This is a genomic window from Methylophaga sp. UBA2513 (assembly GCF_002341285.1).
In the GTDB taxonomy this organism is placed as follows: Bacteria; Pseudomonadota; Gammaproteobacteria; order Nitrosococcales; family Methylophagaceae; genus Methylophaga; species Methylophaga marina.
This window is the reverse complement of sequence record NZ_DDNT01000018.1, coordinates 28,087-49,224: the sequence shown is the minus strand read 5'-3', so window position 1 is coordinate 49,224 and position 21,138 is coordinate 28,087. Positions and strand designations below refer to the sequence as shown.

The following is a 21,138-nucleotide window of genomic DNA, read 5'->3' as shown; positions in this document are numbered from 1 at the left end:
CTGCTATCAATGAAAGCATTGAATAAATGGTACGCCCGGCAGGACTCGAACCTGCTACCCTCGGCTTAGAAGGCCGATGCTCTATCCAGATGAGCTACGGGCGCATATGATTTTTACTAAGCGAGGACATAAGTTAAGAAGTGGTCGGGGCAGAGAGATTCGAACTCCCGACCCTCTGGTCCCAAACCAGATGCGCTACCAGACTGCGCTATGCCCCGACTTAATTCGAGAAGTCATCCCCGAAGAAGGCGAAATAATACGTGGTTAGAATTTAAGAGTCAATCACTGTTTTGATATTTTTTGCTGTTCGGCTCACATCATGCGATCATAGCCGCTTTTGCATAAGCGGGAATGATGAATGAGCGCAAAGATTATCGATGGCAAGGCAGTTGCAGCTGACCTGAAACAACAATTGAAATTAGCGACGGCAGAACGATTAGCAGAAGGAAAACGTCGTCCAGGTCTTGCGGTCATATTGATAGGCGCTAATCCAGCATCGCAGGTCTATGTAGGTAGCAAACGAAAAAGCTGTGAAGAAATTGGATTCAAATCTGAAGCCTATGATCTTCCAGAAACAGCGACCGAAGAAGAGTTACTCTCTCTGATTGATAAATTAAATCAAGATGACGATATAGATGGCATTCTGGTGCAGTTACCTTTGCCTCAACACATTTCTGCGGAAACGGTGATTGAACGAATCGCCCCACATAAAGACGTCGATGGCTTCCATCCATATAATATCGGCCGTCTTGCTCAACGTAATCCACAACTCAGACCTTGTACACCAAAGGGAGTGATTACCCTACTGCGCACCACTGGAGTCGATCTCAAAGGTCTCGAAGCTGTGGTAGTAGGTGCCTCTAATATAGTTGGTAGGCCTATGGCACTGGAATTATTATTGGCTGGCTGCACTACCACCGTTTGTCATCGCTGGACAAATAATCTGGAAGAACAAGTGCGTCGTGCTGACTTATTAGTGGTCGCCGTAGGTAAAGCGGGTTTCATTCCTGGTGAATGGATAAAACAAGGTGCCATCGTCATTGATGTCGGTATTAATCGCTTGGAAAATGGCAAACTCACGGGTGACGTAGAGTTTGAAAAAGCCAAAGAAAAAGCCAGTTGGATAACACCCGTACCGGGCGGTGTCGGTCCTATGACCGTGGCGACACTTCTGGAAAATACCTTATTTGCTGCAGAAACTTTGCACAAAGACTAGCTCTGTAAGCGCCTGCTAAAAAAGCAGGCGCTTATATTCACTACACACGACGCCAGCTGGTTTTACCTGCCGCATCTTCAAGCACGATACCCATTTCCGTCAACTCATCACGAATCTCATCAGCACGAGCCCAGTTTTTATCCGCTCTGGCCTGATTACGTTCAACCACTAAGTTATCGATATAATCAGCTTGTTGATCAGAGTCGCCATCTCCGGTCAGGAATTTGTCTGCATCTTGCTGAAACAAACCAAGTACATCACCAAATGATGACAACAGGCCAGCAAGATAAGCCACATTATCTGATTGACCTTGCTCTCTCGCCTTGTTTATCGCTTGTCTGACATCAGCCATCACTGACAGCGCTAATGCCGTATTGAAATCATCATCCATAGCCGATTTGAATCGTTGACCGTATTCCTCATCATCCTGCCAACGAACACTTTCTGCCGTATCCACATCACGCAAAGTCGTGTAAAAGCGGGTTAATGCAGATTTGGCTTGATCTAGTTGATCTTCGGCATAATTCAAAGGACTACGATAATGACTCGATAAGATAAAATAACGAATCACCTCAGCCGGATACAGCTCTAACACTTCACGCACCGTGAAGAAATTGCCCAGAGATTTAGACATTTTTTCATCGTCTATACGAACAAAGCCATTATGCATCCAGTAATTGACTGACTGACAATCGTGAGCGCCTTCAGATTGTGCTATTTCATTTTCGTGATGAGGGAATTGTAAATCCTGTCCACCACCATGAATATCAAACCGCTCACCCAAGCAGTGTGCTGACATCGCTGAGCATTCAATATGCCAACCTGGTCGTCCTGCCCCCCAAGGTGATTCCCAGGCAGGTTCATCAGCTTTGGCCGCTTTCCACAAAACAAAATCGAGAGGATCTGTTTTTGCTTCATTGACTGCAATTCGTTCACCAGCGCGTAAGTCTTCAATATTACGACCAGATAATTTGCCATAACTGTCGAATTCGCTGACGTCATAATACACATCGCCATTATCGGCTTTGTAGGCCAGCCCTTTGTCCATCAAGGTCTCAATCATCGCCAGAATTTCTGCCATTGATTCAGTTGCCTTAGGCTCAAGATCAGGTCTGAGAACACCCAAAGCGTCTGCATCCTTATGCATTTCTTCAATATAACGCTCAGTCAAAGATTGAATAGATTCGCCATTCTCTGCTGCACGTTTAATGATTTTGTCGTCAATATCCGTAATATTTCTCACGTAGGTCACGTTATAACCCAGTGCACGTAAGTATCGCGTCACAACATCAAAAACAACCATTACCCTTGCATGACCAACGTGACATAAATCGTAGACCGTCATACCGCAGACATACATGTTGACTTTGCCTTCATGTATGGGAGTGAAAACATCTTTCTGTCTGGTAAGGGTGTTATAGATTTTTAGCATATTAGTTATTCTTCGACGTATCTTCTTTTAAACTGATAGTGAGATTAAATACCGGCGAGTCAGCGGTGTGATCATAACGGTCGCTAACAAAATAGCCTTCTCGCTCAAACTGAAAAACCGTTTCTGGTTTACAATCCACTATAGCAGGCTCTGCAAGTGCTTTAATCACCTTCAATGACTCAGGGTTCACATCATCCAGATAATTACCCGTTTCTTTGCCAGGTGCTTCGGCCAAAAACAATCTATCATACAAACGTAGTTCGACTTCTTTGCCTTCTGTTGCTGACACCCAATGAATGACGCCTCGAGGCTTCATTTCAGGTGGTGGATTCTGCCCCACGGTATCAGGCACTAATGAGGCAATCACTTCTATCACGTCACCGCTATCATTTTTAATAACGTCATCCGCTTTGATTACATAGGCACCACGCAAACGCACATAGTCCCCTATCACTAAGCGTTTGAATTTTTTTCGGCTCAGACTGGTGTCTTCAGTAAAATCGGACGCATCGATATAAATCGTTTGGGTAAATGGTATTGAGCGGTGACCCATAGACTCTTGCTGCGGATGATTCGCGACTTCTAGCCATTCAGTGTTGTCAGCTGCATTAGTGATCGAGACTTTTAATGGGTTGAGCACGCACATGGCCCGTGCTGCGTTTTCATTCAAGTCATTACGAATTTCAAATTCCAACTGTGCAATATCCACCACACCGTCTGTTTTGGCTACAGCAAGCCCATTACAAAAAGCGCGAAGAGCTGCGGCGGTGTAGCCCCGTCTTCTCATACCTGAGATGGTTGGCATTCTCGGATCATTCCAACCAGCGACAATTTGATCATCCACGAGCTGTTTCAAATTACGCTTACTGGTCACTGTGTAATTCAGATTCAACCTTCCAAACTCATACTGCTTTGGTTTGGAAGGCACTGGCAGATTTTCAATAAACCATTCATATAAAGGACGATGGTCCTGAAACTCCAGTGTACAGATACTGTGCGTCACCCCTTCAATCGCATCGCCCTGACCATGAGCAAAGTCATAGCTAGGATAAATACACCATTTGTCACCGGTTTGGTGATGTGCTTTTTTACGTATGCGATAAAGAATCGGATCACGCATATTCATATTCGGAGAAGCCATATCAATCTTCGCCCGCAGCACGCAAAAACCTTCGTCAAACTCACCCTGCTTCATTTTCTCAAACAAAGTCAGGTTTTCTTCAACACTACGGTTTCGGAAAGGTGACTCTTTACCTGGCTTGGTTGCCCAGCCGCGATATTCGCTGGCTTGTTCAGCGGTCAGATCGCAGACATAGGCTTTACCCTGTTTGATGAGGTGAATAGCCCAAGCGTAAAACTGTTCGAAATAATTAGATGCATAACGCACATTCCCTGCCCATTGAAAGCCCAGCCATTGCACATCATCCTTGATAGCTTCAATGTACTCCTGCTCTTCCTTAGCTGGATTGGTATCATCAAAGCGTAAGTGACAGTCACCGCCGAACTCTTCAGCTAAACCGAAATTCAGACAGATAGATTTCGCGTGACCAATATGGAGATAACCGTTTGGCTCAGGTGGAAAACGTGTGACGATTTTGCCAGTCACCCTTCCCGTATCAATATCTTCCTGAATGATAGGACGAATAAAATTATGATTAACAGCAGACTCGGACATATTGAATGACAAATTTTTTATGAAAACGCGCATTATACGCTCTCCGTTGGGCTGGGTAACAGCGCTGTTTTTCATCCTCATATAGAAAACCGCTAAATCTTGAACGATTGTTCTTTCATATAGCCCCATTGTCGATTTACATTGAATCCCCTGTTTGTGATAGAAATAGTTCAGTTATTACAAGATAGCGACCTGTTTATTCCCATCAGCCCCCATATTGCTCTATCATGTTGTGTTCGAAATTGATCCGGGACCTTTCCGTTATGATCAGACGTTTTACGCAAATATTGCTATGGCTATTTGCCACTTTTTCTTTTTCAATACAAGCAGATGGGATATCCAAAATGCCACAAGTCAAACTTGAAACCAGTCATGGTGACATCGTTATCGAACTCAATGAAGATAAAGCGCCTGTCACTGTTGCCAACTTTCTTAACTATGTTAACGAGGGTTTCTATGACGGTACGATTTTTCACCGTGTTATCAAAAATTTTATGATTCAAGGCGGTGGTTTTACTCAAGAATTCCAACAAAAACCCACCAAATCAGCCATTGAGAATGAAGCCGACAATGGTTTGAGTAACAAGCGAGGCGCTGTTTCTATGGCGAGAACCAATGATCCTCATTCAGCCACTGCTCAATTTTTTATTAACACTGTCGACAATGGCTTTCTTGATTTTCAGGGTAAAGTACCCAGCGGTTGGGGCTATGCTGTATTTGGTAAAGTCATTGAAGGTATGGATGTCGTCGACTCAATAAGAGAAGTCGATACAACTATGCGTGGACCACATCAGGATGTGCCTGCTGAAGACATCATTATCATTAAAGCCAGCGTCATCAATTAATCAGATAAAACCTGCTTGTTGTTACACAAGCAGGTTTCTTTCTTATGACCAAACTATTTATCTCTGACCTTCACTTAAATCCTGCCAAGCCTGAATTAACGGCGCTTGTCTGTCAGTTTCTTCAACAACAGGCTGATGCTGTTTCTGAGATTTATATTCTGGGTGATATTTTTAACACCTGGTTAGGTGATGACTTAGTCCCTGCTGAATTTTCTGATTTCACCGACACTCTGCGCTCATTGACCAAAGCCGGAATAAACCTTTATCTGATGGTGGGTAACCGTGATTTTATGCTCGGTAAAGCATTTGCTGACGCTGTGAATGCCACATTGATTAAAGACGGCTTCGAGCTAGATTTAGCAGAGACACCAACCCTGTTATTACATGGTGATAGCTTATGTATTGATGATGTCAGCTATCAACGTTATCGGAAAGTGGTGAACAATCGTTTTCTGCAATGGTGTTTTTTAAAACTCCCCGCTCGTTTTCGCCAAAAAATATCCGACAAAATAAAACAACAAAGTCAGCAAAAGAAACAATATAAATCCAGCCAAATCATGGATGTGAATCAGGCCGAAGTTGAGAAAGTGATGTTTGAGAGCAATGTCAGACTACTGATTCACGGTCACACCCATCGTCCCGCCATTCATCAAGTTAGATTAAGAAACAATCAAGATGCCTATCGCATTGTATTAGGTGATTGGGAAAATAAAGTCAGTTATCTTTTGGTCGATGATCAGCAACTCACATTACATGATCACCGACTAGATAATCAGCAGCAAACTTTACGATTGCGATGAATTTTCGTCCAGTACCTGAATCAACTTTTCAGGTGGCAAATAGCCAGGCAAATTCTGGCCAGACTCGAGAAAAATAGAGGGGGTGCCTTGCACACCCAGTTGCTGACCTAATTCGAACTCAGCTTTTACCGGATTAGCGCATGTCTTTGTAGGAATTTCCTGACCCTGTTTTGCCTTGGTCATAGCTTTCTGTCTATCGGCCGCACACCATACATTGACAGCATCATCATAAGATTTAGACCCTATCCCACCTCGCGGGAAAGACAGATATCGGACTCGAATGCCCAAATCGTTGTATTTCTCCATTTCAGCGTGCATCTTACGGCAATAGCCGCAATCAATATCAGTAAACACAGTAATGGTGTATTTCGCTTTTTGGGGACCGAAGATAATCATATCTTTTTCATCAAGCTTGGCTAAAGCATCTTTACGTAAACTCACCCGACGTTGTTCAGTAAGATTGATTCTTGAATCCAATGACACCATGTCACCCTGAATCACATAACGGCCATCTTTAGAAAAATAGAGAATTTGACCATTAATAACGGCTTCATAAAATCCAGTATCGTCTACCGCTTTCAGGCTAGTAACTTTTACATCGGGTAATGACTTTTCTATCTTTTTACGGAGCTCATCATTATCGGCGTTTACGACACTGACACCGAACAAAGACAGTACTAATATGGCATATTTCAACATGGAGTTATTAATCTCTAAAGTTATTAAACTGTAATGGCATATCGATTTTATCGTGACCTTTTAGCATGGCAATAACAGATTGCAGTTCATCACGCTTTTTTCCCGTTACTCTGACGCTCTCGCCTTGAACCGCTGCTTGCACTTTCACTTTACTTTCTTTGATGAGTTTAACAATCGTTCGGGATAAGTCTTTGTCGATACCTTCTCTTACTAAGACATCCTGTTTACGCATTTTACCGTTACCTACAGAATCTTTGACTTCTAAACAGCTGACATCAACGCCACGCTTGACTAGCTTGAGTCGTAAAATATCGAGAAGTTGATCTAACTGGAAATCACTATCTGCATGCATCGTGAGCATTTTGTCAGACTGCTCTACTTTGGCATCAGTTCCACGGAAATCAAACCTGTTCTTTAACTCTCGGTTTGTTTGGTCCACTGCATTGGCAAGTTCATGTTTATCGACTTCAGAAACGATATCAAAAGAAGGCATCTGTTCACCTGATTGCGCTATAAAATCGGGCCAGTTTAGCATTAATGTTTGATAGCGTCAGGCTTATCAACTCCTAGCCACGCGGGTGATGTTGACCGTGTAATTGTTTTAATCGCTCTTTGGCTACGTGAGTATAAATTTGTGTCGTGGATAAATCAGAATGTCCGAGCAATAACTGCACGACCCGTAAATCTGCACCATGATTGAGTAAATGTGTTGCAAAGGCATGTCTTAATGTATGGGGTGACAAATGCTTATCAATACTTGCTTGGCTGGCATAACGTTTAATGATGTACCAAAAAGCTTGCCGAGTCATTGCCTTACCTCTGCGAGTGGGGAATATATCATCCGTGATTTGCCCATTTAATATCGCAGGCCGACTTTCGTAGAGATAGTCCTGTAACCAATCCAATGCAATTTCACCAATGGGCACCAGACGTTCCTTATTACCTTTACCAATACAACGAATCAGACCTTGCCGAAGATTAACTTGCTCTAATTGCAATGACACCAGTTCTGAAACCCGAAGCCCTGCAGCGTAAAGTAGTTCCAGCATTGTTCTATCTCGCAAGCCAAGAGGATCAGTAATATCTGGTTGAGCTAATAACGCTTCGACTTCTGTTTCCGTCAGACTGTCTGGTAAAGCGCGACCTAATCTTGGTGAGTCTAGCTGGGCCGTAGGGTCGGAATCACGAATATCTTCACGCAATAAATAGCGGTAGAATCGTCTCAGAGAAGATAAAAGTCTGGCTTCACTTCGGACTTTTCTTCCTTCGCGTAAGCGCTGACTTTGATAGCGTTGAATATCTAATTGCGTGGCTGAGACTAAATCAATATCAAACTGATTCAACCAGGCAGAGAAGGCTAATAAATCTCTACGGTAAGCGTCCACTGTATGTTGACTTAGCCCAGATTCTAACCATAAGCTGTCTAGGAAAGGTTCAAGATAATAAGAAGGTTGTGACTCGCTCATATAACTACTGTTAAATATCCGATATTTAATAGTAACAACTAAGCAATAAAAAAGGGCAGTGTGTACCACACTACCCTTTCTTTCCAATCGTCTGTTATGACAATTCGGATTATAGCTTTTCTTTGATACGTGCTGCTTTACCAGTCAAATCACGTAAGTAGTAAAGTTTAGAACGACGGACATCACCGCGACGTTTTACTTCAACACTGGCGATTGATGGGCTGTGTGTTTGGAAAACACGCTCAACACCGACACCACTAGAAATTTTACGAACAGTGAATGCTGAGTGCAGACCACGGTTGCGTTTAGCAATAACGACACCTTCGAACGCCTGTTCACGTTCACGGTCGCCTTCTTTGATTTTAACTTTAACAACAACAGTATCACCCGCTGAAAATTCAGGGATATCCTGTCTCACTTGTTCAGCGTTAAGCTGTTCGATAATGTTACTCATTGTTAACTCCCAACTAATCCTGCCCGCTCTCGGCAATAAACTCTTTTAATAACGCAGCCTGTTCATTAGTCAACGTGTCTTTGTCTAATAAATCAGGTCGTCGCAACCATGTTCGTCCCAAGGACTGTTTGAGACGCCATTTACGAATTGCTTCATGGTCGCCTCCCAGCAATACCTCGGGTACTGACTGGTCATCTAAAACTTCTGGTCTGGTGTAATGTGGGTAGTCCAGCAAGCCTGCTACAAAAGAATCTTGCTCTGCAGACTGCTCATCACCTAATACACCGGGTATCAACCTGGCCATGCCATCGATCATCACCATGGCTGCCAATTCTCCACCACTAAGGACGTAGTCACCTATCGACCACTCCTCATCAATTTCTTTTTCTATCAAGCGTTCATCAACGCCTTCATAACGCCCGGCCAGCAGAATCAACTTCTCTTTACCAACCAGTTGTTGCAGACTTTTCTGGTCCAGTTTTCTGCCCTGCGGTGAGAGATAGATAACCGTTGCATCTTCACCCAGCTTTTCTTTTGCTGATGATATTGCCTCTTGCAGAGGCGCAACTTTCATTACCATACCAGGACCACCGCCATATGGCCTGTCGTCTACAGTTCGATGTCGGTCATAAGCAAAATCTCGCGGATTCCAGTAGTCTACTTTCAATAAACCATTTGTTACCGCTCTGCCTGTTACACCGTAATGAGTAACCGCATCAAACATTTCAGGAAAAAGGGATATCACACCTAAGTGCATTATCCGTCTCCCATCAATAGTCTTTACTCCAATCAACTTGGATTAGTTCTTCATCCAAATCGACCAGTTTTACAATCTCATCCACAACAAAGGGAATCAATATCTCAGTTTTATTGCCTTCAGCTTTAACAACCAACACGTCATTTGCACCGGTTTCAAGCAGATGGTCAACTTTTCCTAATATTTCTTGCTGAAGATTGATTACGGTCAGACCTTCTAAGTCATTCCAATAAAACTCATCTTCATCAGCAGGTTCCAGTTGAGATTTTTTAATCGCCAACTCAGCACCAAGTAGTGGCTGAACCTGATCGCGGTCTGTGACGTTCTCAATTCCCATCACAACCCCTTTTCCTTGCAAACGGCCTCCAGATACTTTTATCTCAAGCCATTCACCACGTCTTGATAAAAACAGTGGTGAATATTGCAGGATATTCGCCCTAGGTTCAGTAAAAGAATACACTTTGACCCAACCTTTGACGCCAAAGGCACCGGATATTTTACCTACCGGGATAAACTCCTCGGATGTTGACATATCCTAGCGCCCTTGCGATTTATGCTGCTTTTTGTGCTTCTTCAATCAGCTTAGCAACGCGTTCTGATGTTTGCGCGCCTTGGCTGATCCAATGAGCAACACGGTCTAAGTCAACGCGAAGCTTTTCTTCTTGACCACGAGCAACCGGGTTGAAGAAACCAACGCGTTCGATGTAACGACCATCACGTTTGCTGCGTGAGTCTGTTACGACGATACCGTAAAAAGGGCGTTTTTTTGCGCCACTGCGTGTCAATCTAATTGTTACCATAATTTAGCCCGTTGAAAACTGGATCGGAAAACCGTCGTATTCTACGCAACTCTCCGATATTTGAAAAGTCCTTTTAACACTTATTAGAAAGGAAGGCCCCCGCCCATTGGAAATTTACCACCTAAACCTCTCATCATTTTGGCCATCCCGCCTTTAGAACCCATCTTCTTCATCATTTTTTGCATCTGGCTAAACTGTTTTAGAAGACGGTTCACATCTTGAATTTGTGTGCCACTCCCCGCGGCTATTCTTTTTTTGCGCGAGCCTTTGATAATTTCAGGCTTTTGTCGTTCTTTCTTCGTCATGGAATTGATAATAGCTTCGAGCTTGGCTAACTCTTTGTCATTCACCTGCTGTTTAGCCGCAGCCGGAATATTACCCATGCCAGGCATTTTTTCCATTAAAGAACCTATTCCGCCCATCTTGCCCATTTGGCGCAATTGTTCCTGAAAATCTTCCAGGTCAAAGCCTTTACCTTTTTTCAGTTTATTAGCCAGCTTTTCTGCCGAGCCAACATCCATTTTACGCTGAGCTTCTTCGACCAATGACAGCACATCGCCCATTCCGAGGATTCGTGAGACAACACGATCAGGATGGAAAGGTTCAAGTGCCGCTGTTTTTTCACCTACGCCCATAAACTTAATGGGTTTACCAGTAATATGCCTTATTGATAAGGCGGCACCACCACGAGCATCACCATCTGTCTTAGTGAGAATGACCCCTGTCAGGGGTAAGGCTTCATTAAATGCTTTTGCGGTATTCGCGGCATCTTGGCCGGTCATACTATCGACGGTAAATAACGTTTCAATCGGATTAATAGCAGTATGAATCTGCTTAATCTCATCCATCATGTCATCATCGATATGCAATCGACCAGCCGTATCAATGATGACCACATCGACATAATCTCGCTTTGCTTGCTCTATGGCATCACGAGCGATATCAACCGGATTTTGTGAAGACTGGCTGGGGAAAAATCGAGCATCAACTTCTTTTGCAAGTGTTTCTAATTGATCAATCGCGGCAGGTCGATAAACGTCCGCACTAGCGACCATGACAGATTTACGCTCACGCTCTTTTAGCCATCTAGCTAACTTCGCCACACTGGTTGTTTTACCTGCACCTTGTAGGCCAGCCATTAAGATTACAGCGGGTGGCTGGGTATTAAGATTCAGTGATGAAGAGCCATCGCCCATGACAGCGACGAGTTCATCATTAACGATTTTTACTAAAGCCTGACCTGGCGTTAAACTACGGAGAACATCTTGCCCCATCGCGCGTTCTTTGACATTTTCAATGAACTCGCGCACCACGGGTAGAGCGACATCAGCCTCAAGTAATGCCATACGTACTTCACGAAGTGTTTCTTTGACATTTTCTTCAGTGATACGTCCCTGACCACGAATTTTTTTGAGTGTACTGCCGAGTCTATCGCTTAAGCTATCAAACATAGATCACCTTGTTAGCTGATGATGTCCTAATAAGAATTTTAGGATTAGTTAATTCAATACACCATTATAACTGATATATTGTTTCGGTCATTGTTACATCGTTATATTATTGAAGTAATAGGGTAAAAAAATTAGGTTCAAGGATCACACATAATTATGGCAATAGCGAATGCATTAGCATTTCTACTTTATTTAAGCAGTAGCGTTATTCTTATCAGACGTTTTGTACAAAAGGATCCAACGTCAGTCAATGCCAGTATCCCCGTTGGGATTTTGATCATCATGGCATTACTTTTTCATGGCACAGATATCTTTTTTACCATGAGAAATGCTGGAGGTTGGGAACTGGGTCTGTTTACAACATTTTCACTGACCACTTGGCTGATGGCATTTATCGCGTTGATTATCGGTTTTCGTTTACCTAATACGCATCCAGGCATTATTGTCTATCCTCTGGTGGCCTTGAGCTTGATGCTAAAGGTGGAGCTCCCCTCTCCTGAGCCTCCATCTATCTCTCAACCCGCATTGGAATGGCATATACTATTATCGCTTGCCGCTTATAGTTTTTTTATGCTCGCTGCCATACAAGCCATCATCCTAGCGGTCCAGGAAAAACAACTTCATCAACGTCACTTGAATGGGTTAATCCGAAAACTACCGCCCCTACAAACGATGGAACGGGCCCTCTTTCAACTCTTGAGCAGTGGCTTTGTACTATTGACGCTGGGCTTGATTACTGGCCTGATGTTTGTTGATGATCTCTTTGCTCAGCATCTTGTGCACAAGACCGTCCTGTCTATCATTGCCTGGTGTGTATTTGCCAGTCTGCTTTGGGGAAGATGGCGATATGGCTGGCGCGGACAAACAGCAGTGAAATGGACACTTGCTGGATTTATTTTTTTGTTACTTGCTTATATGGGCAGTAAATTCGTTCTTGAATACTTGATGAGCTAACGGTTTATGCTAGAAGAAACCTCTATATTGGTTCTATTCCTTATCCTATTTTTTTTATTGTTTCTGTCGGCATTTTTCTCAAGCTCAGAAACAGCGTTAATGTCACTCAACCGTTATCGTCTGAGACATTTAGAACAAGAAGGTCACCGTGGCGCGGTGATTGCCAGTCAGCTATTAAATCGCCCCGACAGACTGATCGGCCTCATTCTACTTGGCAATAATTTCGTCAATATCCTCGCTTCAGCTATCGCGACAGTCATTGGCATAAAACTGCTTGGAGAAAACGGTATCGTTGCCGCCACGTTTGCACTCACACTTATTGTGTTGCTTTTCGCGGAGGTCACACCAAAAACACTGGCAGCCTTACACCCTGAAAAAGTCGCTTTTCCAGCCAGCTTTGTATTGAAACCTCTACTATTCTTGTTATACCCACTTGTCTGGTTCACAAATGGTATTACCAATAATATGGTCAGACTGTTTGGTGTGTCACCAGAACAAGCGGCTACTTCAGCGATTAATACTGAAGAGCTGCGGGTCGCACTAATGGAAGCGGGTAGCATGATTCCAACACGTCACAAAGACATGCTGATGAGCATCCTTGATCTGGAAAAAGTGACGGTGAATGACGTCATGGTGCCAAGAAATGAAATCGAAGGTTTGGATATCAATGCCCCTTTTCCTGAGATTGTGCAACAACTCTCTCATTGTGGTCATACCCGTTTACCTGTTTATGAAGACAGTATGGATAATATTGTGGGTATTCTTCACCTACGCAAAGCCTTACATCTCATCTCACAGAATAATCTCACTCTGGACAGTCTCCGCAGTATCATTAAAGGTGCTTACTTTGTTCCAGAAGGCACGCCTTTAAATACACAACTCATCAACTTCCAAAGAAATCGCCGTAGAACAGGGCTGGTTGTGGATGAATATGGCGATCTATTAGGCCTGATAACACTGGAAGATATTTTCCGGGAAATCGTAGGTGAGTTCACCGCTGATACCATTGACGAAGACAAAGATATTCATCCACAAAATGATGGCAGTTATCTTATCAACGGTACGGCCAACATTCGCGAAATAAATCGAAATAATAGCTGGGACTTACCAACAGATGGCCCTAAAACCATCAACGGTCTCGTGCTTGAGTATCTGGAAAGTATCCCTGATCCTGGCGTCAGCGTTCGAATGGGAGAATACGTTATTGAGGTCATTCAGACATCAGATAACGCCATTAAAACAGTGCGTATCAGACATTTACAGTCTGAACTGGAACAGGAAGAATAAACTTGTCGCTCAGATATATAAAATTATCTGGTCTGAGCGAAAGTGAAAGTCGTGCCTTAAAGTCGATGTTACGTATCGCATCGCCCTTACTCACTTGTCAGTGGACTATTACAGAAAAACATGATGCTGATTTAGAAATTTATAGTTTTGACTCAGCTGCAGGGCTCAAAGCGTGGAAAAATCATTCCTCCACCCTGGCCGCACTGTTGACCCACCAGTCTGAGCATAACGATGCCATTGATATCATTCTCAAAAAACCGCTGCATAAAACCCAGTTTGCTGAAACACTAAACCTGGCAGCAGAACAATTGTCAAAGCAGCATTTGCAGTTAGCGGATGAGACTAATTTACAACCAATTCAAACCGATAAAAAAAGCTGGCTCAGCAAAATTACAGACTTCATTCGTATTCAAAAAAGACCCGCGCCCCACCTTCCTGCATTGAACTTGCAAGTCATTACGCATGAAACAAGTACGGCTTCAGCAATAAAAGATCCAGCATTACTACTGATATGGATCAACCAACTACCCCATGATTTTTATCAACGAGTCCCTTCTTTATTAAGCAACCTGAAAGCGCTTCTTCATCAGAAAATCAAACCAGGCCTCTTACTGCAGCTATTAGAAATGTATCGGGCTCAGGTCAACGAACTATTGTTCACCCGTGATATCGCCGCAGTAAAGCGTGATTTATATATCAACACGGAAAGTCTTCGTACGATAAGCCTGATAAACGAGCTCATCAGTTTGCTGTCCATAGCCTATCAACAAATCATTCAGGTTCATTACCAACGTGGGAAAACGCCACTTGCTAATCCAATCATGTTGTTGGCACTGAACAGAACGGCTGAGATGCTTAGCTTGCAGTTACTTCATAACTTTCAGTACTACCGGCTAGCCCCAACTGGCGCCTGGAAACAGCTGCACGAAATGTTTATCTATCAAGAACAAGCACAAACTTTACATCAGGACGTCTCCGTTAAACCTTATTATCAAAGTCGTAGTTTTTTCGAAATTTATGGCCAGATTGTTCTGACTGCATTGACCGATCCTTATAGTCAGATGAGGTTTGATGTGCTGCGCTTGTACAGACTTATGGCGCAATTCACCGATAAGATTGTGATCGACAGCATGTCTGAACAGCAAAGTAAGGTGAATAGTCGCTTCTTACTACTGGGGCACTTCTGCATTGATGCTAAGCAGGATATCTGTCCACAACCACTTCATAAAACAGACATACCAATAAGACATGCCCCAACAAGTCGGCGTCTGGACACACAAGCCGTATTAAGAGCCATTGAATCAACGTTACGCGATGCAAAAAGTCATCGTACACAGACGGTCATGTCGTCGGAATTGAGACTGGTCAAACATATTATTCCTCAACTCAACACAACTTATGAGCGACGTTTTGAACGTATCAGAGAACAGTCATCCAAGCCCATACATATCAGTTTAGGTCTAGAGTCAGTTCATCAAAGCCTTCAAGGTAATGTCGTCAATGCGCTGGAGTGGCAATTAATTAATAAGAGCCAGACAGGGTTGATGGCAAAACGCGCGAATAAAGGCTGTTATCACCTAAATATCGGTGATTTTGTGGGTATTTTCGAAAAAAACAGCCTTCTTATGCTGGCTGTCATCAAATGGTTACAAATTGATATCCATAATGACGTCCAGATTGGGCTTGAACAAATAGAGGGACGACCAGTTCCTGTAAAATGCCACCCCGAGAATGATGAGGAAGCACATCCTGGTTTGTTACTGGAGACAGAATTTGATTCTCGCTCACACATCATTTTGACAGACAAAGGCTTATTCTCACCCAAAAGAAAAATACGGCTCGAAGGGCAAAATCTATCTAATTCAATTATTGCTAATGGGCTTATCGACAGCAGTTTGGATTATGAAATTTTCAACTACAGCCTCAATCTTGGTTCATAAATGCGTGTCGATCGCATATCATGGACGGACATGTCGAGATAAAAACTCAAAAACGGAATACCAATATGCGTACCTTTATAAAAATTGTCGTCTTTTTAATCGTTATTGTTATAGCAGGCCTTATTGCTCTGCCATTTTTCATCGATCCTAACGACTATAAAGATGAAATTTCACGTGAAGTTGAAAAAGTCACTGGACGAAATTTGACTCTACAGGGTGATATTGGTTTATCGGTGTTTCCCTGGATTGCCCTAGATCTAGGTCCGCTGTCACTAAGCAATGCAGAGGGTTTTAAAGCAGATACATTTGCTAAAGTTCAGGCCGCAGAAATTCGTATCAAGCTTATTCCGCTACTAAAAAAGCAGTTAGAAATGGATACCATCATCCTCGATGGTCTTGTGCTTAATCTTGAAACAGATAAAAGTGGTAAAACCAACTGGGATGATCTGGTTAAGCCTGATGCCACAGAAGAAGCAACAGCTACCGAGACGGAATCTACAGCTGATTCTGATGAACAATCCAGTCCCGCATTACAAACCATCACCGTTGCTGGCATCAAACTCAGCAATGCTAATATTCTCTGGTCAGATGCGTCTAAAGGAGAAAGTTATCAGTTACGTAATCTTAATCTGACAACGGACCCTCTCGAACCAGGCGTTCCTACGGCTGTTGATATGGACTTTGATGTCATCAGCACAAAACCAGAAGCCAAAGCGCATGTCACACTGACAACCAATGCTGCTGTGGACATGGAGAAACAGCAATATGCCTTAGAGGGCTTCTCATTCTCAGCCATTGCAGAAGGTAAAGAGCTGGCTTTCAATCAGGCTGATTTATCTCTTAAAGGTGATATTAAAGCGGATCTAGCAAAACAATGGGTGGAAGTAAGCGACCTCGCGCTAGCAGCCAAAGCATCAAATAACCAGCAAAAAGTGGATGCCAAATTAACGGGACAAGTCACTTCCAATCTGGCTACCCAGCAATCCAATATCGATAATTTAGATATCACTGCCACCATTCAGGATCCAAGCTTACCTGATGAACAAGCTGAATTTCACCTGACCAGTGGTATCAAAGCTGACTTAAAACAAGAGACCCTCACCGTGTCTGCTCTTGTCTTAAAACTGCAGGATTTACTCCTTGAAGGGGATATTCAGGCTAAAGATATCCTCAAAGAGAAACCGACCTTTGCAGGCAGCATTCATATCCAACCTTTCAGCTTAAGAAAATTGGCGTCTGATATGAAAATTGAATTGCCTGAAATGAGCGATGAATCCACACTGGAGAAAGTCGAACTTCGTTCAGAACTGAGTGGTTCTACCAATCAAATTAATCTAAAACAGCTGGCTCTGACTTTGGATCAAAGTAATCTGACAGGACAATTTGCTGTAAGCAATTTCAGCAAACCTGCGTTCAATTTCAATCTGAAACTGGATCAAATTGATGCAGATCGCTATATGCCGCCTGTAAAAGAAGAAAAAGAGACAGATAAGACTCCAACCACAAATGACAACGCAAACAAAGCAGCGACAGCTGAAGAAGCTTTACCGCTGGATGCATTGCGCCAAATCAATGCGAAAGGCAGCATTGATATTGGCAAATTAAAAGCCACAGGCCTGAACAGTGAAAATATTCATATTTCCATTGATGCCGGCGATGGCCTGGTTAAACTTACCCCACTTAAAGCAAACTTATATCAAGGACAATACAACGGTAATATCATTCTTGATGCACGCAGTGACGCATTAAAACTGTCACTGAATGAACAAGTAAAAAATGTTCAGGCTGGACCCTTACTCAAAGACATGACCGGGGATGCCAAAATCAGTGGGACCGCCAATGCGAATGCCAAGTTAACAGGCTCTGGAGCCACCGTTTCACAAATCAAGCAAACCCTGACAGGTAATGGTGGCTTTGCTTTTACAGACGGTGCATTGCAAGGTATCAATATTGCCGAGATTATTCGTAAAGCCAAAGCGGCTTTAAAAGGTGAATCACTGCCTGCATCTGACGCGCCCGTTCAAACTGACTTTTCCAGTATGTCTGGCACGTTTACGGCAAACAATGGTGTTATCAACAATCAGGATCTCGCCGTTAAATCCCCTTTGCTGCGTATCGATGGCGCCGGCAAAGCCAACCTGGCAAGTGAAACACTAGACTATGGCTTAAAAGTCGCTGTCGTCGGAACAAGTAAAGGTCAAGGCGGTAAAGAGCTTGAAGAACTTAAAGGTGTGACCATTCCCATCAAAATCACTGGCACATTCTCAGAACCTAAACCCACCGTAGACCTCGCTAATCTTGTCAAAGATAAAGCAAAAGAAGAACTCAAATCTAAAGCAGAAGAAAAGCTTAAAGAAAAACTGGGAGATGATTTAGGCGGTCTTCTTGGTGGCAAATTAGGAGGTTCAAAAGCCAAGTCTGAAACTCAATCAACAGAGGCGGAGAATGCAACTGATGCTGAGTCTGAAGAAGAAAAGTCCTCTGATAAAAAATTAGAAGATGCCGTCAAAGATAAATTGAAAAACTTCTTCTAAACGATAAATACTCTTTTCGTATCTGCCCGCCTTGATACACCATCAAGCGGGCTTTTAATTTGAAAAACATGACAAAACCTTTCCATTTCGCTGATGCATTACTCGACTGGTTCGATCACTACGGTCGTAAGAATCTGCCCTGGCAACAAAATCCAACGCCCTACCACGTCTGGTTGTCTGAAGTCATGTTGCAGCAAACGCAAGTTTCCACTGTCATTGATTACTACACACGATTTATTCAGCGCTTTCCCAACGTCCACTCATTAGCCGAAGCAAAACAAGATGATGTTTTAGCGTATTGGTCAGGTTTAGGTTACTACGCCCGTGCTCGTAATTTGCACAAAACAGCTCAAATAGTCAGCGCAGACTACACCGGCGCTTTTCCAGAAACGTTAGAAGAACTGATCAATCTACCAGGTATTGGACGCTCTACCGCGGGTGCGATTCTGACACTCGCCTATCACCAGAAATATCCTATTCTAGATGGGAACGTGAAACGCGTCCTGACACGTTTTTTTGCGATAGATGGCTGGCCTGGCAATAAAAAAGTAGAAGATAGTTTATGGGAAAAAGCGGAATCACTACTACCCGATAAACGTATTGCTAATTATATTCAGGCACAAATGGATTTAGGGGCAACACTTTGCACACGAAGTAAACCGGACTGCCCACGTTGCCCATTACAATCCCACTGTTTAGCCTATAACAATGGTAACCCCACAGCTTATCCAGAAAAAAAACCTAAAAAAGCCATCCCTACCAGAACATGTTACTGGCTTGTCTGTCAGAATAACGATGAGTTATTTATGGAGCAAAGACCTTCAACGGGTATCTGGGGCGGTTTATGGAGTTTTCCAGAACGTCCGGATAAGCAGGATCTGATGGCTTATTGTGAGCAGACTTTGCATTTTTCTATCGATAGCATTGAAGAGTTACCTGAAATGACGCATGTGTTTAGCCATTTCAGATTAATGATTCGACCACTCTTAATAAAATCACGTATTAATGCTGTGACCGACAACAGCATCGGCAACTGGTATAAAATAAACGACATTATGCAACTGGGTCTTCCGGCACCAGTGCGTTCTTTTTTACACACTTTACAATAGAGGCAAATATGGCACGCACAATACACTGTGTAAAACTTAACAAAGAAGCCGAAGGTTTAGACTTCCCCCCTTACCCTGGTGAAATGGGAAAAACGCTTTATGAATCTGTTTCAAAAGAAGCATGGCAAATGTGGTTAAGCCAACAAACCATGCTGATTAACGAATATAGGCTGTCACTTGCCGATCCTAAGTCGCAAGCATTTCTGAAAACTGAAATGGAAAAATTCTTTTTTGGTGAGGGTTCGGCACCTCCAGCAGACTTTGTTCCAAAAGGATAAAATCCGCAAACCAATCAAAAAAATGAGGGCTGTTAGATTTAACGGCCCTTTTTTTATTTATCACCAAAAGCTATTACATTGCCAATAAATATATATAAAACAATTTAATAAAACATAAATTATCTTTACATTCAGACTTAACCCAGGATATGTAACAAAAAAAATATTGCTTTTTATCATAAATAAAGTGTCTTTTTTTTATTTTATATGGTTACAATGCCATTAAGCTTCTTAGAAGTGTCAATCGGTCAACAAGGAGTTGTGCCGATAGTGTTATTAAATTGAGGTTGATATGGCAGAGCAAGTTACAGGTAAAGTTAAGTGGTTCAATGATGCAAAAGGATTCGGTTTTATAGAGCAAGTTGATGGTCCAGACGTATTTGTCCATCACTCAGCGATTAAGTCAGAAGGCTTTAGAACATTGAAAGAAGGTCAAACAGTTACCATGGAGGTAACTCAGGGGCAAAAAGGTCCGCAAGCAGAAAACGTCATCCCCGGTTGAGTAAGAAGTAAACCAAAAATAGAAAGGCCGTTCAGCCATCACTGCACGGCCTTTTTCATTTGCAACACGCTTTAAATAAAGCCATATTAAGCTGCCAGAAATAATTGATCATAGAACGACTATTGCAGCAAAGGACTCACATGAAATTAACACCTACCAGCATCATTTTAGGCATTGCTTTCAGCTTCACTACTTCTTATGCCTTGGCAGACTGGGGCGGTTTAGTTAAAGATATTCAAGAAAATAGTAAAACATTACTCAATTCCTCTATCTCAGACGCCACGTCATCCAAACAGTCTAACAATCTGGATATATCTACTATTATTTCTGGTCTTAAAGAAGCATTGAAGGTAGGCAGTGAGCGTGCGGTTGCGAGTGTCAGCCAACCGAACGGTTATCTAAAAAATGCCGATATCCGTATCCCACTCCCTCCTCAAATTGAAAAAGTGGGTATGGTAATGCGCCAGTTTGGAATGGAAGGTCTGGCAAATGAATTTGAGACCAGTATGAATAGAGCGGCTGAAAAAGCGGCACCACAAGCAACGACTATTCTAGTCAATGCTATAAAAGCCATGAGCATTGATGACGCGAAAAAAATATTGAATGGTGGTGACAACGCTGCAACACAATATTTCAAACAGCACACAGGGGAAGAACTACGAACATTATTCAAACCAACCATAGAGGAAAGTCTGGACCAAGTGGGCTCGACTAAGTACTACAATCAGCTCACCGATAAAGTTGCAGACGTACCTGTGGTAGGAAAAGAGATTAATATGGATTTACCTGATTATGTGACTGAACAGGCTCTTGATGGCTTGTTTACCATGTTGGCAGCTGAAGAGAAAAAGATCCGGGAAAACCCAACGGCTCGCACAACAGAATTGCTTAAAACTGTATTTCAATAATGAATCTTTCTCAATAGCTACTATTGAACGA

General features: G+C 42.8%; 21 protein-coding genes and 2 tRNA genes. 11 read left to right on the top strand and 12 right to left on the bottom strand.

Going from position 1 to position 21,138, the window contains the following annotated elements:
• Positions 1-27 precede the first annotated feature (27 nt).
• Both B3V56_RS10680 and B3V56_RS10675 read right to left on the bottom strand, forming a co-directional pair.
• Positions 28-104, bottom strand: a tRNA-Arg gene (locus B3V56_RS10680).
• Between the two features lie 37 nt (positions 105-141).
• Positions 142-218 (bottom strand) — tRNA-Pro (locus tag B3V56_RS10675).
• A 140-nt stretch (positions 219-358) separates the two neighbouring features.
• Between B3V56_RS10675 and folD the strand changes: the two genes are divergently transcribed.
• The gene (gene folD, locus B3V56_RS10670) at positions 359-1,216 is read left to right on the top strand and encodes a bifunctional methylenetetrahydrofolate dehydrogenase/methenyltetrahydrofolate cyclohydrolase FolD (RefSeq protein WP_289244013.1); all 858 of its coding nucleotides are present in this window, start codon (positions 359-361) and stop codon (positions 1,214-1,216) included.
• Between the two features lie 40 nt (positions 1,217-1,256).
• Here folD and cysS read toward each other — a convergent pair whose 3' ends face one another.
• Positions 1,257-2,648, bottom strand: a complete 1,392-nt coding sequence (gene cysS, locus B3V56_RS10665) for a cysteine--tRNA ligase (RefSeq protein WP_289281511.1) — start codon at positions 2,646-2,648, stop codon at positions 1,257-1,259.
• A 1-nt stretch (position 2,649) separates the two neighbouring features.
• Positions 2,650-4,323: a glutamine--tRNA ligase/YqeY domain fusion protein gene (locus B3V56_RS10660; RefSeq protein ID WP_289281644.1), complete on the bottom strand. Its 1,674-nt coding sequence runs from the start codon at positions 4,321-4,323 to the stop codon at positions 2,650-2,652.
• A gap of 344 nt (positions 4,324-4,667) precedes the next feature.
• Between B3V56_RS10660 and B3V56_RS10655 the strand changes: the two genes are divergently transcribed.
• A complete protein-coding gene (locus B3V56_RS10655; protein WP_339608391.1) occupies positions 4,668-5,168 on the top strand; it encodes a peptidylprolyl isomerase in 501 nt (166 codons plus the stop codon).
• 44 nt (positions 5,169-5,212) lie between these two features.
• Entirely contained in the window at positions 5,213-5,968 is a 756-nt protein-coding gene (locus B3V56_RS10650) for a UDP-2,3-diacylglucosamine diphosphatase (RefSeq protein ID WP_289284271.1), read from the top strand.
• Here B3V56_RS10650 and B3V56_RS10645 read toward each other — a convergent pair.
• The 8 genes from B3V56_RS10645 to ffh all read right to left on the bottom strand — a co-directional run bounded on the left by B3V56_RS10645 (position 5,954) and on the right by ffh (position 11,595).
• Positions 5,954-6,667: a DsbC family protein gene (locus tag B3V56_RS10645; protein WP_289281508.1), complete on the bottom strand. Its 714-nt coding sequence runs from the start codon at positions 6,665-6,667 to the stop codon at positions 5,954-5,956. The genes B3V56_RS10650 and B3V56_RS10645 overlap by 15 nt on opposite strands.
• A 7-nt stretch (positions 6,668-6,674) precedes the next feature.
• Positions 6,675-7,160 carry a YajQ family cyclic di-GMP-binding protein gene (locus tag B3V56_RS10640; RefSeq protein WP_289281507.1) on the bottom strand — a complete coding sequence of 162 codons (486 nt, stop codon included), beginning with the start codon at positions 7,158-7,160 and terminating at the stop codon, positions 6,675-6,677.
• 73 nt (positions 7,161-7,233) lie between these two features.
• Complete coding sequence (gene xerD, locus B3V56_RS10635) at positions 7,234-8,133, bottom strand: site-specific tyrosine recombinase XerD (protein WP_289281506.1); 900 nt, start codon at positions 8,131-8,133, stop codon at positions 7,234-7,236.
• A 109-nt stretch (positions 8,134-8,242) separates the two neighbouring features.
• Positions 8,243-8,587, bottom strand: coding sequence for a 50S ribosomal protein L19 (gene rplS, locus B3V56_RS10630; protein WP_286305434.1), 345 nt, complete (start codon positions 8,585-8,587; stop codon positions 8,243-8,245).
• A gap of 13 nt (positions 8,588-8,600) precedes the next feature.
• Positions 8,601-9,344, bottom strand: a complete 744-nt coding sequence (gene trmD, locus B3V56_RS10625) for a tRNA (guanosine(37)-N1)-methyltransferase TrmD (protein ID WP_289281505.1) — start codon at positions 9,342-9,344, stop codon at positions 8,601-8,603.
• A gap of 13 nt (positions 9,345-9,357) precedes the next feature.
• The gene (gene rimM, locus B3V56_RS10620; protein ID WP_289284270.1) at positions 9,358-9,876 is read right to left on the bottom strand and encodes a ribosome maturation factor RimM; all 519 of its coding nucleotides are present in this window, start codon (positions 9,874-9,876) and stop codon (positions 9,358-9,360) included.
• Between the two features lie 19 nt (positions 9,877-9,895).
• Complete coding sequence (gene rpsP, locus B3V56_RS10615) at positions 9,896-10,144, bottom strand: 30S ribosomal protein S16 (protein ID WP_286305437.1); 249 nt, start codon at positions 10,142-10,144, stop codon at positions 9,896-9,898.
• 83 nt (positions 10,145-10,227) lie between these two features.
• Entirely contained in the window at positions 10,228-11,595 is a 1,368-nt protein-coding gene (ffh, locus tag B3V56_RS10610; protein ID WP_286305438.1) for a signal recognition particle protein, read from the bottom strand.
• 156 nt (positions 11,596-11,751) lie between these two features.
• On the opposite strand from ffh, the gene B3V56_RS10605 reads away from it, so the two are divergent.
• From B3V56_RS10605 to B3V56_RS10570, 8 genes are all read left to right on the top strand, one after another.
• Positions 11,752-12,549, top strand: coding sequence for a cytochrome C assembly family protein (locus B3V56_RS10605; RefSeq protein WP_286305439.1), 798 nt, complete (start codon positions 11,752-11,754; stop codon positions 12,547-12,549).
• Positions 12,550-12,555: 6 nt separating this feature from the next.
• The gene (locus B3V56_RS10600) at positions 12,556-13,836 is read left to right on the top strand and encodes an HlyC/CorC family transporter (RefSeq protein WP_286305440.1); all 1,281 of its coding nucleotides are present in this window, start codon (positions 12,556-12,558) and stop codon (positions 13,834-13,836) included.
• 2 nt (positions 13,837-13,838) lie between these two features.
• Positions 13,839-15,776 (top strand): hypothetical protein, encoded by a 1,938-nt coding sequence (locus B3V56_RS10595; protein WP_289281501.1) that lies wholly within the window; start codon positions 13,839-13,841, stop codon positions 15,774-15,776.
• Between the two features lie 65 nt (positions 15,777-15,841).
• Positions 15,842-18,310 carry an AsmA family protein gene (locus B3V56_RS10590; RefSeq protein WP_289284269.1) on the top strand — a complete coding sequence of 823 codons (2,469 nt, stop codon included), beginning with the start codon at positions 15,842-15,844 and terminating at the stop codon, positions 18,308-18,310.
• 68 nt (positions 18,311-18,378) lie between these two features.
• Positions 18,379-19,419 carry an A/G-specific adenine glycosylase gene (mutY, locus tag B3V56_RS10585; protein WP_289284268.1) on the top strand — a complete coding sequence of 347 codons (1,041 nt, stop codon included), beginning with the start codon at positions 18,379-18,381 and terminating at the stop codon, positions 19,417-19,419.
• Between the two features lie 8 nt (positions 19,420-19,427).
• The gene (locus tag B3V56_RS10580) at positions 19,428-19,697 is read left to right on the top strand and encodes an oxidative damage protection protein (RefSeq protein WP_091713471.1); all 270 of its coding nucleotides are present in this window, start codon (positions 19,428-19,430) and stop codon (positions 19,695-19,697) included.
• A gap of 292 nt (positions 19,698-19,989) precedes the next feature.
• A complete protein-coding gene (locus tag B3V56_RS10575; RefSeq protein WP_286305444.1) occupies positions 19,990-20,199 on the top strand; it encodes a cold-shock protein in 210 nt (69 codons plus the stop codon).
• 140 nt (positions 20,200-20,339) lie between these two features.
• Complete coding sequence (locus B3V56_RS10570; protein ID WP_289284267.1) at positions 20,340-21,107, top strand: DUF4197 domain-containing protein; 768 nt, start codon at positions 20,340-20,342, stop codon at positions 21,105-21,107.
• Positions 21,108-21,138 lie beyond the last annotated feature (31 nt).